This window comes from Thioreductor micantisoli, from assembly GCF_055392745.1.
In genome coordinates, this window is record NZ_AP043760.1 from 1,500,259 (window position 1) to 1,513,995 (window position 13,737).

General features: G+C 30.9%; 10 protein-coding genes and 4 tRNA genes. All 14 read right to left on the reverse strand.

Features of this window, described 5'->3' with window-relative positions:
* Positions 1-147: 147 nt before the first annotated feature.
* Positions 148-4,641, reverse strand: coding sequence for a DNA-directed RNA polymerase subunit beta' (gene rpoC, locus ACZ5OA_RS08020; protein WP_464907335.1), 4,494 nt, complete (start codon positions 4,639-4,641; stop codon positions 148-150).
* Positions 4,634-8,770, reverse strand: coding sequence for a DNA-directed RNA polymerase subunit beta (rpoB, locus tag ACZ5OA_RS08025; protein ID WP_464907336.1), 4,137 nt, complete (start codon positions 8,768-8,770; stop codon positions 4,634-4,636). Before rpoB ends, rpoC begins: the two co-directional genes overlap by 8 nt.
* Before the next feature lie 115 nt (positions 8,771-8,885).
* A complete protein-coding gene (gene rplL, locus ACZ5OA_RS08030; protein ID WP_464907337.1) occupies positions 8,886-9,254 on the reverse strand; it encodes a 50S ribosomal protein L7/L12 in 369 nt (122 codons plus the stop codon).
* A 4-nt stretch (positions 9,255-9,258) separates the two neighbouring features.
* The gene (gene rplJ / locus ACZ5OA_RS08035) at positions 9,259-9,747 is read right to left on the reverse strand and encodes a 50S ribosomal protein L10 (protein ID WP_464907338.1); all 489 of its coding nucleotides are present in this window, start codon (positions 9,745-9,747) and stop codon (positions 9,259-9,261) included.
* 110 nt (positions 9,748-9,857) lie between these two features.
* Positions 9,858-10,556 carry a 50S ribosomal protein L1 gene (rplA, locus tag ACZ5OA_RS08040; RefSeq protein WP_464907339.1) on the reverse strand — a complete coding sequence of 233 codons (699 nt, stop codon included), beginning with the start codon at positions 10,554-10,556 and terminating at the stop codon, positions 9,858-9,860.
* A 48-nt stretch (positions 10,557-10,604) separates the two neighbouring features.
* Positions 10,605-11,030: a 50S ribosomal protein L11 gene (rplK, locus tag ACZ5OA_RS08045; protein WP_464907340.1), complete on the reverse strand. Its 426-nt coding sequence runs from the start codon at positions 11,028-11,030 to the stop codon at positions 10,605-10,607.
* 11 nt (positions 11,031-11,041) lie between these two features.
* Positions 11,042-11,584 carry a transcription termination/antitermination protein NusG gene (nusG, locus tag ACZ5OA_RS08050; protein WP_464908340.1) on the reverse strand — a complete coding sequence of 181 codons (543 nt, stop codon included), beginning with the start codon at positions 11,582-11,584 and terminating at the stop codon, positions 11,042-11,044.
* Positions 11,585-11,589: 5 nt separating this feature from the next.
* Complete coding sequence (secE, locus tag ACZ5OA_RS08055; protein WP_464907341.1) at positions 11,590-11,769, reverse strand: preprotein translocase subunit SecE; 180 nt, start codon at positions 11,767-11,769, stop codon at positions 11,590-11,592.
* 24 nt (positions 11,770-11,793) lie between these two features.
* Positions 11,794-11,869 (reverse strand) — tRNA-Trp (locus ACZ5OA_RS08060).
* A gap of 26 nt (positions 11,870-11,895) precedes the next feature.
* Positions 11,896-11,972: transfer RNA gene (locus ACZ5OA_RS08065), tRNA-Gly, on the reverse strand.
* Positions 11,973-12,016: 44 nt separating this feature from the next.
* Entirely contained in the window at positions 12,017-12,169 is a 153-nt protein-coding gene (gene rpmG, locus ACZ5OA_RS08070) for a 50S ribosomal protein L33 (RefSeq protein ID WP_464907342.1), read from the reverse strand.
* A 32-nt stretch (positions 12,170-12,201) separates the two neighbouring features.
* Positions 12,202-13,410 (reverse strand): elongation factor Tu, encoded by a 1,209-nt coding sequence (tuf, locus tag ACZ5OA_RS08075; RefSeq protein WP_464907343.1) that lies wholly within the window; start codon positions 13,408-13,410, stop codon positions 12,202-12,204.
* A 56-nt stretch (positions 13,411-13,466) separates the two neighbouring features.
* Positions 13,467-13,541, reverse strand: a tRNA-Thr gene (locus ACZ5OA_RS08080).
* Between the two features lie 112 nt (positions 13,542-13,653).
* Positions 13,654-13,730: transfer RNA gene (locus tag ACZ5OA_RS08085), tRNA-Gly, on the reverse strand.
* Positions 13,731-13,737 lie beyond the last annotated feature (7 nt).

Here is a 13,737-nt window from a genome sequence, read left to right on the forward strand (position 1 = left end):
TTTCTTTTCAAATTTAGTGAAGTTTTTTAATAAAATATAAAAAAGGCCTTAATTTAGGGAAATTATATATGAAAAAATTTAAAATGATTTTTTTGGAAAATTATGAAATTTTTAATAAGAGATTAAGAAAGAAAAAGAAAGAAAGGATTATTCTCCTTCGTTAGTTACAGAATACTCAGCTTTTCTTTCGTTATGGAAGAACATACCAGTACCAACTGGAACTACTCTACCTAATACAATGTTTTCTTTGAAGTCTTCTAGGTAATCAAATTTACCTGCTATACTTGCTGCTGTTAAAACTTTTGTAGTTTCTTGGAATGAAGCTGCAGAAATTACACTATCACTTGAAATAGCTGCTCTTGTAATACCTACGAGTGTTGGTTCAGCAATAGCAGGTTCTCCCCCAAGTTTTAATATTTTTGCATTTTCTTCATTAAATCTTTTTCTAGATACTATATCACCTTCGATAAATTTAGTATCTCCACTGTCAACAAGTTTAACTTGTCTTAACATTTGATTAACAATTAATTCAATATGTTTATCATCTATATTAACTTCTTGTCCACGATAAACTTTTTGAACTTCTGAAATAATATATTGTTGAACTGCCTTTTCTCCTAATATTCTTAAAATATCAGCAGCATTAATATTACCATCAGTAAGTCTCTCACCTGCATGAATAAATTCACCTTCATGAACTAAAATTTGTCTATCATTTGGAACAACATATTCGAATGTCGCACCAGTTTCAGTTGTTAGAACAATTCTTTGTTTTCCTCTTAATTTTTTACCAAAACTAACAGTTCCATCTATACTTGCTAAAATTGCAGGAGATTTTGCTTTTCTTGCTTCAAAAAGTTCACTAACTCTTGGAAGACCCCCTGTAATATCACTTGATTTAGCTGCTTCTTTTGGCGTTTTAGCTAAAATGTCCCCTGCAATTACTCTATTACCCTCTTTTACTTGGATAATTGACTTAGGATCTAGTTTATATTCATAAATTTTACCTGCATCATTTGCAAGAATAATTTTTGGTTCATGTCCTTGAAGATATTCTTTAACCATAATTCTAGTTTCACCTGTTAATTCATCATATTGTTCAGCAACAGTTAAACCATCAATAATATCCTCAAAATGAATAACTCCATTATCCTCTGCTAAAATTGGATTAGCAAATGGATCCCAATCAGCCACTATTTTATCCTCATTATTTAAAGATTCACTAATTACATCACCTTTTTTTACAATAGAATCAGGTTTTGCAACTATTTTACTTCCTCTTACAATATAATGTCTTTCTGATTCTCTTCCATTAGCATCAATAATTAAAGCAAAAAATCCTTTATAATTAACTTTTTCATCTTTTTTTACATCTATATCAGCTAAATAATCACCTTCTAATCTAAAGTATTTAATTTTACCTTCAGCCATGCTTTTAGTTTGCATTGCCACTGGTTCATTATCTTCTACTTTAAGTTCAGCTCCATAAGGAATCCTTTCAGGAATATTCCATCCTTCTTTGATAACTTCAACTAGCGTATCTTCTGCTTTAACTTCTTTTCCTTCATAAGGAATATAAAGTTTTCCTTCAAGCTTTCCACTAATACCAGCTAACTCTATAGCTTTTGCAACATCATTTTTTCTTAAGGCATATCTTTTAACATTATCACCATTTGTAAGTGTAACAACAACTTCTTCATGATGGGCTTCAACTGCCACTTTTCCATCAAATAATGCTTTGATTTTAGGTTCAACTAACAATATTGATGCATTTCTTCTGTTTGCAATAATATGTTTATCTTTATTTTCATAAGTTTCTATATTATAGAATCTTATATAACCTTCTTTTTTAGCAACAATTTGTCTCTCTTCTTGAGTAGAACCTGCAACCCCACCGGCATGGAATGTTCTAAGTGTAAGTTGTGTTCCTGGTTCCCCAATTGATTGAGCTGCAATAATACCAACAGCTTCACCTGGTTTCACTAATCTTCCTTCTGCAAGATTCAGACCATAACATTTTGAACATAAACCTTTTGGTGCTTTACAAGTAAGTGCTGTTCTAATTTTTACAATTTTTACACCTTTTAAAACAATATCTTTTGCTTTTTCTTCATCAATTAATGTTCCTTCACTATAAAGGATTTCATTTGTAATAGGGTCATAAACATTTTCACTTAAAACTCTACCATTAATTCTATCTTCAAGTTTTTCTAGAAGTGTTTCACCATCTCTAATTTCACTTACTTCAATACCTTCATGAGTTCCACAATCGTACATTGTAATTTTATAATTTTGAGAAACATCAACAAGTTTTCTTGTTAAATATCCTGCACTTGCTGTTTTAAGAGCTGTATCGGCAAGACCTTTTCTCGCACCATGTGTTGAAATAAAGTATTCAAGAACATTAAGCCCTTCTTTAAATGAAGAAATAATTGGTGTTTCAATAATATCACCATTTGGTTTTGCCATAAGACCCCTCATACCTGAAAGTTGTCTAATTTGGTTTTTAGAACCCCTTGCACCTGAATCAGCCATCATATGAATTGAATTAAATCCATTTTTATCGTTTTTCATAATTTCCATTAATTTATCTGTAAGTTCATTATTAGTTTGAGTCCAAATATCAATAATTTTATTATATCTTTCTTGGTCTGTTAATAAACCTTTTTTATATTGATTTTGAATCTCAACAACTTTTTTCTTACTTACTGCAATTAATTTAGCTTTTTCTTTTGGAACAATAATATCATCAGCACTAATTGAAACCCCAGCTTTTGTTGAATATTTATAACCAATATCTTTTAAGCTATCAAGGAAACTTGCTGTAACAGAAAGTCCACCAATTTTATAAACATAGTCAGCTAAATTTGCAATATCTTTTTTCTTCAAAATTTTATTAAACATTTCAATTGGAACAAATTCAGGGCAAATTGAACCAAAAACAACTCTACCTGGTGTAGTTTCTATTACTTTTCCTCTAAGTCTTGTTTTAATTTTTGCATGAACATCAATTAATCCATTTGCAAATGCTTGTAAAACTTCACTTTCATTAGCAAAAAGTTTATGCTCACCTTTTACACCATCTTTTGTAAGAGAAATATAATAAATTCCAAGTACCATATCTTGTGAAGGAACTGCAACAGTTTTCCCACTTGCTGGAAGTAAAATATTCATACTACTTAACATTAAGATTTTTGCTTCTGCAATTGCAGCTTGACTTAAAGGTACATGAACTGCCATTTGATCACCATCGAAATCGGCATTAAATGCAGCACAAACTAACGGATGAAGTCTAATTGCTTTTCCATCAATTAATACAGGATGGAATGCTTGAATACTCATTCTATGCAATGTTGGGGCTCTATTTAACATTATAGGATGACCTTCTACTACTTCTTGTAAACATTCCCATACTTCATTTGTTTTAGCTTCAATTAATTTTTTAGCTTGTTTAATTGTAGTTGCATAACCTTTTTCTTCAAGTTTTGCCATTAAATGCGGTTTGAATAATTCTAATGCCATCATTTTAGGAAGACCACATTGATCCATTTTTAAAGTAGGACCAACCACAATAACACTTCTTCCTGAGAAATCAACTCTTTTACCAAGTAGATTTTGTCTAAATCTTCCTGATTTACCTTTAATTAATTCAGATAATGATTTTAAAGGTCTTTTATTTGCACCTTTTACAGAATTTCCTCTTCTTCCATTATCAAATAAAGCATCAACTGCTTCTTGAAGCATTCTTTTTTCATTTCTAATAATAATTTCCGGTGCATCAAGTTCTAATAATCTTTTAAGTCTTTGATTTCTGTTAATTACTCTTCTATATAAATCATTTACATCACTAACTGCAAATTTTCCACCATCAAGTGCAACTAATGGTCTTAAATCAGGTGGAAGAACTGGAACAACTTTTAAAATCATCCATTCTGGTTTATTTTCAGAATTTAAAAAACTTTCTACAATTTTTAATTTTTTTACGATGTCTTTTTTTCTAGATGCACTTTTTGTAGTTTTCATCTCTTCTTTTAATTCATCATAAGCTTCTGGTAAATCAAGTTCTTCAAGCATTTTTCTAATGATCTCAGCACCCATTTCCGCATAAAAACCATCTTCACCATAAATATCATTAAGTTTTCTATATTCTTCTTCTGTTAAAACATCTCCTCTTTTTACAGGCGCTTCACCGGTTGTATAAACAACATATGCTTCATAATAAAGGATTCTTTCAAGGTCTTTCATTTTAACACCAAGTAAAGTACCGATTCTACTTGGAAGATTTGAAACATACCAAATATGTGCAACAGGAGAGACAAGTTCAATGTGCCCCATTCTCTCTCTTCTAACTTTTGAAGTAGTAACTTCTACTCCACATTTTTCACACACAACACCTTTGTATCTCATTTTTTTATATTTACCACAAAGACATTCATAATCATTAATTGGTCCAAAAATTTTAGCACAGAAAAGTCCATCTCTTTCAGGCTTTAATGTTCTATAATTAATAGTTTCAGGTTTTTTTACTTCACCATAACTCCAAGAAATAATCTTTTCAGGCGATGCTATTTGAAAACTAACAGCATTAATATCTTTTGGTCTTCCTTCATTTAAATCAATTTTTACCAAATTTTTACTCATTTTCTTCACCTTTTTTATAAAACTCTACATCCATACATAGTGATTTTAGCTCTTTTGTTAAAACAAAGAATGTTTCACTTAACCCTGTATTTGGAACATCTTCACCTTTTGATAAGGCTCTATATGCTGCATTTCTTCCTTCAATATCATCTGATTTTGTAGTAAGCATTTCTTTTAAGTTTGCAGATGCCCCATATGCTTCAAGAGCCCAAACTTCCATTTCTCCAAATCTTTGTCCACCAAACAGTGCTTTACCACCTACTGGTTGTTGAGTAATTAATGAATATGGACCTGTACTTCTTGCATGCATTTTTTCATCTACTAAATGATGAAGTTTTAATACATACATATAACCTACATTTACTCTTTCTTTCAGTGCTTCACCTGTTCTACCATCATAAAGTTGAACTTTTCCATCAGTTGGAATTTGTGCAATTTCAAAAAGTTTTTTGAACTCTTCATCATTAACACCTTCAAAACTTGGTGTTGACATTTTAACACCTTTAGCCCAATCTCTAGCATATTTTAGAATTTCTTCATTTGTTAAAGAATCTAAGAAATCAGCATATTTTTGACCAAATTTAGCTACAAGTGATATTTCTTTCATTTTATCTCTAAGTTTATTTACATAATCTTCTGTTTTAGATTCAAAAATTTCTTGAATTTGATTTCCTAATTTTTTACCAACTAAACCTAGATGAACTTCAAGAATTTGTCCAATATTCATTCTTGATGGAACCCCAAGTGGATTTAAGATAATATCAACATTTGTTCCATCCGCCATATATGGTAAATCTTCTCTTGAAACTATGTTTGAAACAATCCCTTTATTACCATGTCTTCCGGCCATTTTATCACCGACTTTTAGTTTTCTTTTAGTCGCAATATAAACTTTAACTACTTTTGCAACTCCGTTTGGTAAGATATCATCTCTATCAATTATTTCAAGTTTTTCTTCATAATCATTTCTGATTCTTTCTTTTTCTTTTTGGAATCTATTTTTAATATCTTCAAATTTAGATTTAACATCATCTGAATATTTATCAACTACTGCTAAAAGTAAAAATTTATTCATTCCTCTTAAAACATTAGCTTCAATTTTTTCTCCAGCTTTATAAGTTATATCACCTACATCCGCATCATTTTCTAATTCAGAATTAGATAAAAGTGAAGTAAGTGCTAAAACTTCTTCTCTATCAATCAAATCAAGTTTATTTCTATAATCTTCTTCTAGCTGAGCTTTTTCTTGGGCATATGCAGTTTTTGCTCTTTCATCTTGTTCATAACCTTTTTTAGTAAATACTTTTACATCGATTACAACACCTTCTAAAGATGCCCCTGCTTTAAGTGAAGAATTCACAACATGACCAGATTTTTCACCAAAAATACTTCTAATTAATCTTTCTTCTGGTGTAGGTTTTACATCACCTTTTGGAGAAACTTTACCAACCATAATCATTCCTGGTTTAATATAAGTTCCTACTTTTACAATTCCACTTTCATCAAGATGAGTAAGCTCTTCTTCTCTAATACCTGGAAGTTGTTTTGTAATTTCTTCTACTCCATATTTAGTTTCTCTAGCTTCTGTTTGTTTTTCATAAATATGAATTGATGTATAAACATCATCTTTTAAAATTCTTTCACTAATAATAATAGCATCTTCATAGTTATATCCATGCCAAGGCATAAATGCAACCATCATATTTTTACCAACGGCTAATTCACCTTGGTCCATATTACTTCCATCAGCTATTACATCACCTACTTTGATTTTTTCACCTAATTTTACAATTGGTTTTTGATCAAACGCAGTATTTTGATTTGTTCTCATAAACTTATCAAGTTTATAATGATCAATATATGGTCCAGTTTCATCTTCACCTAAAATATATATGTTTTTAGAATCAACTTTTTGAACAATTCCACCTCTATTTGCTTTAACAATTTGCCAAGCATCACGTGCCACATATTTTTCCATACCAGTTCCAACTAATGGAGCTTCTGCTGTAAGAAGTGGAACACCTTGACGTTGCATATTTGATCCCATTAAGGCTCTATTTGCATCATTATGCTCTAAGAAAGGAATAAGTCCTGCTGCAACCCCAATAATCATTTTTGGAGATAAATCGTATAAAGAAACTTCATTTCTGCTAAGAAGTAAAATTTCACCATCTCTTCTTGCTTCAATTAATTCTTCTTTGATAAATCCATTTTCATCAAGTTTAGCAGAAGCTGGTGCAATTACTTTTCCTTCTTCTTGAGTAGCTGTTATATAAACAACTTCATCAGTTACTTTACCATCTTTTACAACTTTATATGGAGCTTCTATAAATCCATGTTCATTAACTCTAGCATAAGTTGTTAAAGTATTAATTAGACCAATATTTTGCCCCTCTGGAGTTTCAATTGGACAAATTCTACCATAATGAGTTGGATGAACATCCCTAACTTCAAATGAAGCTCTCTCTTTTACGATACCACCTTCACCAAGTGCTGAAAGTCTTCTTTTATGTGTAACTTCACTTAATGGATTTGTTTGATCCATAAATTGTGATAATGCTCCACTTGAGAAAAATTCTAATACAGTAGAAGAAATAAGTTTAGTGTTGATTAAATCCATAGGCATAAGCTCAGTAATACCCATTACACTACTCATTTTATCTCTAATAGCTTTTTGCATTCTAATTAAACCTTCATGCAATTTATTTGCAAGAAGTTCACCAATAGCTCTAATTCTTCTATTTCCTAAATGATCTCTATCATCTATATGACCTTGACCATTTTTAACTTTTATTAAATATTGAATAGTTCTTATTAAATCTTGGTGAGTAAGAATTGTTACTTCTTCACTTACATTTAGACCTAATTTATGGTTCATTTTCATTCTACCAACTTTTGTTAGGTCATATCTTTCTGGATCAAAAAACATTTTTTGAAGTAATTCTTCAGCTGCTGCAACTGTTACAGGCTCACCTGGTTTCATAACTTTATGAATTCTGATTTTTGCAAGTTCATTTTCATCTTCTAAACCTTCTGTTTGTCTTAGAAGTTTTAATGCATCAATATCTTGAATAAATGCATTAATTATAGAAGAATCAACTCCCCCAGCTAAATCATTTATGATTTTTATTTCATTAACACCTGATTCAATCATCTTTTTAAGTCTATTTTCATTAACTTGTGTTAAAGTATCATATAATACTTCACCAGTTACTTGATCAATTATAGGTTCAGCTAAATGTCTTTCAAGTAAAGTTTCAAGTGGATATTTAATCCATTCTAAACCTTCTTCTTTAAGTTTATTAGCCTTTCTTTTTGTTAATCTTTTTCCAGCTGCTATTATTAAATTATCATCTTTATCTTCAATATCAAATTGAACTCTACCTTCTAAAGCTTCTGCATCAAAAGACATTAAAAATTGATTATTTTCTATTTTTATAGTTGTTGTTGGATAAAAAAGTTTAATAATATCTTCTTTTGAATATCCTAAAGCTCTCAAAAGAATAGTTACAGGAACTTTTCTTCTTTTATTAATTCTTACAAAAAGTGTATCTTTTACATCATATTCAAAATATATCCAGCTTCCTCTATCTGGAATGATTTGACCTGAATATAAAAGTTTTTTAGAATCTTTTGCTTCAGTTTTTTTGAAAATTACCCCTGGACTTCTATGTAATTGATTTACAACTACTCTTTCAACTCCATTAATAATAAAACTTGTTCGTTCAGTCATTAAAGGAATATTCCTAATAAATAGAGTTTGCTCTTTTATATCTTTTATTCCTATTTTTTCACCAGTTTTTTCATCTCTTTCATGTAAAATAAGTCTTATTTTTATTTTCATAGGAATAGAATATGTAAGTCCTTTTTCCATACACTCTCTAACAGTATATTTTGGCGTCCCAAATTCACTGTCAACATATTCAAGTGTTAATTTATTATGTCCATCATTAATAGGAAAAATTGATTTAAATACTTTATTTATTCCTGATTTACTTGCATCATTTATATTTAAAAAATTTTTGAAACTATTTTGTTGAAGTTCTAATAAATTTGGAATATCTAGAACTTGAGGAATTTTTGAAAAGTCTAATCTTAGTCTGTTTGCTGATTTTAGTTGATTTAACATTGGCATACCTTGTAGTATATTTCTCGCGAGTTTTTTGTTTTTATATTTTTTGTTTTAATTAAAACAATTCCAAAAAGGAAAAGACCACAAAATGTGGATTTTAAAGAAATTAAAATTATTTAATTTCTGCTACTGCACCAGCTTCTTCTAATTGAGCTTTAAGTGCTTCTGCATCTTCTTTAGAGATAGCTTCTTTAATTGTTGTTGGTGCTTCATCAACAGCAGCTTTTGCTTCTTTTAGTCCAAGACCAGTTGCAGCTCTAACCGCTTTAATTACATTGATTTTTTTAGCTCCAGCTTCTTTTAAGATAACGTCAAATTCAGTTTTTTCTTCTGCCGCTTCACCAGCTGCACCTGCACCTGCAACTACTGTTGGTTGTGCGCTTACTTCGAATTTTTCTTCAAATGCTTTTACTAATTCGTTTAACTCTTTAACTGTTAAACCTTCGATTGTTTCTAAAATTTGTTCAACTGTACATGCCATGGGTTTATTCCTCCTCGTTATTTTGTTTTTTTTCTATTAAATTTTGTAATCCAAATGCCATTTTTGAAACTGGTGCTTTCATCATATAAGCTACCATTCCAAGTAATTCATCTTTAGTCGGAAGTTTAGATACTTCAATTACATAATCTGTGTCTTTTACTTCACCTTCGATAACTGCACTATTTACTTTAAATACATCTTTGTGTGCTTCTGAATATTTTACAATAAGTTTTGCAAGAGTAATTTGATCATCACCCCAAATAAAGATATTGTTTTCTTCATAACTTGCTTCAATTCCATTATTTGCTAATGCAATTTTTGCTAAATTATTTTTAACAACTTGAACTTTACCTTCTGCATCTCTCACTGCATTTCTCAGTACTTCAAGGTCTTTTGTTTTAGAACCTTTATAGTCACATACAAAGATATTATTATCTTTTGTAAATTCTGTAGTTAATTGCTCAACTACTTCATGTTTTTTTACTTTATTCAAATTTTTTTCCTCCTTTCCGACTAGAAAAACCTCGATAGGGAATTAAGGCTTCGCCACCTACTTTCTTCAGTCTAAGATTAAGTGTGGAATTATACCACAATTTTTATTTTTTATTTAATATCCATAAGTTCTGCTGTATCTAAATTCACAGATGGTGACATTGTGAGTGACATAGCACCTTTTTGAATATATTTACCTTTTGCTGTCGCTGGTTTCATTCTATTTATTTTTGAAATAAAAGTTTTTGCATTTTCATTTAATTGTTCAACAGAAAAACTTGCTTTTCCAATCCCAACATGAATATTACCTTTTTTGTCAACTCTGAAGTTAACTTGTCCAGCTTTTGCATTTTTAACTGCACCTGTAACATCCATAGTTACAGTTCCAGTTTTAGGATTTGGCATTAAACCTTTTGGTCCAAGGATTCTACCTAATCTTCCTAATTGCCCCATCATATCAGGAGTAGCAATTAAGATATCAAAATTAATATTTCCATTTTTGATATCTTCTGCTAAATCTTCAAATCCAACGATATCTGCTCCAGCTTCTTTTGCTTCTTCAGCTTTTTTATCTTTTGCAAATACAGCTACTTTTACATCTTTACCTGTTCCGTTTGGTAAAACAACACTACCTCTGATCATTTGATCAGCATGTCTTGGATCAACTCCAAGTTTTAAAACTAATTCAAGAGTTTCATCAAATTTAGCAGATTTTAAATCTTTTATTTTTTCTACTGCTTCATCAAATGAATAAACATCTTTATCTATTTTTTTTAATAATTCAGCATATCTTTTAGATACTTTTTTCATTCTTTCTCCTCGCATATTTTGCTTCCACTAAACTGTGGTGTATTTTTATTAGTCAACTATTTCTATACCTATACTTCTTGCAGAACCTTCTACAATTTTCATTGCTTGTTCTACATCTTTTGTATTTAAGTCAGGCATTTTTTTCTCAGCAATTTCTTTTACTTGTGCTTTTGTAAGTTTTCCAACTTTGTTTTTAAGTGGATTATCACTACCTTTTTTAAGTCCAGCTGCTTTTTTAATAAAGTCAGTCATTGGAGGTTGTTTAGTAACAAATGTAAAACTTTTATCTGCATAAACAGTAATTACAACAGGAATATTGAATCCCATCATATCTTTTGTTTTTTCGTTAAATGCTTTACAAAATTCCATAATATTAATACCTCTTTGACCTAATGCAGGCCCAACAGGTGGAGATGGATTTGCTTTACCAGCAGGGATTTGTAATTTTAATTCTCCCACTACTTTTTTTGCCATATTTTATCCTTTTATATAATTTTTTCAACTTGAGCATGAGATATCTCAACAGGTGTACTTCTACCAAAAATTGTTACATTCAATTTAAGTTTACCTTGAGACATATCATATTCTTCAACAGTACCTGTGAAGTTTGCAAAAGGCCCATCAACTATTCTTACTGTTTCACCATGAGTGAAAGCAATCTTAGGTTTAGGAGCAGCTTTTTGCTGAGATTTTTCGATTATTAAATCGATATCTGATTTAGATAAAGGTGTTGGTTTATTAGATTCACCGATGAATCCACCAACTTTTGGAAGAGATTGAATTTGTTGCCATAAAGCAGTGTTTTCATTTAAATCTTCCAATTCTACAAAAACATATCCAGAATAAATACATCTTTCTGTAATTTTTTTCTTACCATTTTTGATATCAAGAACCTCTTCAGTAGGAACAATTATTTCACCTAATTTATCGTCCCATCCAAGTTCTTGTATTAAGTTTTGAATTCCTCTTTTTACAGCTAATTCACTTCCTGAAAAACTTTGAATAGCATACCATTTTTTAGACATAATTTTCCTTATAAAACTGATTTCAATATTGATGACATTATCACATCAACAAGACTTAAAAATAATGACACAACAGTAACTACTGCAAAAACTGATATAAATGATTGTTTTATTTCTCTACTCGTAGGGAAAATAACTTTTTGTATTTCAATTTTAGCGTTTCTAATATATTTGATGAATTTATCCATTAATAATCCTCTTCCAAAAATTGGTGGCAGGGGAGGAGGGACTCGAACCCACAACAAACGGTTTTGGAGACCGCCGCTCTACCATTGGAGCTACTCCCCTTTATAGGTGTTTAAAATATTTGTAAATGGAGCGGGAAACCGGACTCGAACCGGCGACCCTCAGCTTGGAAGGCTGACGCTCTAGCCAACTGAGCTACTCCCGCTCATTTAAACTATCAAAAATAGCTTAAAAAAGAGGGGCAAAAACTTAAAGTTTTGCTTCTTTATGAATAGTGTGTTTACTACACCATTTACAATATTTTTTTACTTCAAATTTTTCAGAATGAAGTCTTTTGTTTTTAGTTGTGTGATAATTTCTTCTTTTACATTCATCACACGCTAAATGAATAATATCTCTCATTTGTTTACCTTTATAAAAATAAGGGAAAACCCTTATTTACTAATTGAACTTACAACACCAGCACCAACAGTTCTACCACCTTCTCTGATAGCGAATCTTGTTCCTTCTTCTAGTGCAACTGGAGCGATTAGTTCAACTATCATTTTTACATTATCTCCAGGCATAACCATTTCAACACCTTCTGGTAATGTAATGTTTCCTGTTACATCAGTTGTTCTAATATAGAATTGTGGTCTATATCCAGTAAAGAAAGGTTTATGTCTTCCACCTTCTTCTTTTGTTAACACATAAACTTCTGCTTCAAAGTTTGTATGTGGAGTAATTGTTCCTGGTTTTGCAAGAACTTGTCCTCTTTCAACATCATCTTTTTTAATACCTCTTAATAGAACACCACAGTTATCACCTGCTTCTGCTTTATCAAGTTCTTTTTTAAACATTTCCAAACCAGTTGCAATTGTTTTTACAGTTGGTTTAAACCCAACAATTTCGATTTCTTCATTAAGATTTAATGTTCCTCTTTCTACTCTACCAGTTACAACTGTTCCTCTTCCTGAGATTGAAAAAACATCTTCGATAGGCATTAAGAAATCTTTTTCTGTATCTCTTTCTGGAGTTGGAATATATTCATCAACTGCTTTCATTAAGTCAAGAATGTCTTGAGACCATTCACCTAATTTACCAGTTTTAACTTCTTCAAGTGCTTTGAATGCTGAACCAGCAATTACAGGAGTATCATCACCTGGGAATTCATATGCACTTAAAAGTTCTCTAATTTCCATTTCAACTAATTCTAATAATTCTTCATCATCAACTAAGTCTTTTTTGTTCATAAATACTACAATATATGGAACACCAACTTGTCTTGAAAGAAGAATATGTTCTCTTGTTTGAGGCATAGGACCATCAGTCGCAGCAACAACTAAGATAGCACCATCCATTTGAGCAGCACCAGTAATCATGTTTTTAACGTAATCGGCATGTCCTGGACAGTCAACATGAGCATAATGTCTAGCTTCAGTTTCATATTCAATATGAGATGTATTAATTGTAATACCTCTTTCTTTTTCTTCAGGAGCATTATCAATTTGAGCATAATCTTTAAGAGTATTTGTATCAGATGGAAATGCAAGTGCTAATACACCAGAAATTGCAGCTGTTAAAGTTGTTTTACCATGATCAACGTGACCAATTGTACCAATATTTAGATGTGGTTTAGATTTTATGTATTTTTCTTTAGCCATTTTGTATCCTTTTTTAAAATTTATTAGTTTTTTCAGGTCAAAGCCCCACATATAAGTGGAGCCCATAAGCGGAGTTGAACCGCTGACCTCTTCCTTACCAAGGAAGTGCTCTGCCACTGAGCCATATGGGCATAAAAACACTGTTGCAACAATGTTCATTTCGAACAATAAAATTGTGTTTTGGGATTTTCTCTAGTAGTGATAATTAATGAGATTAAACTACTAAGCTCCCAGTTCATTAAATGGAGCGGGAAACCGGACTCGAACCGGCGACCCTCAGCTTGGAAGGCTGACGCTCTAGCCAACTGAGCTACTCCCGCATTTAAA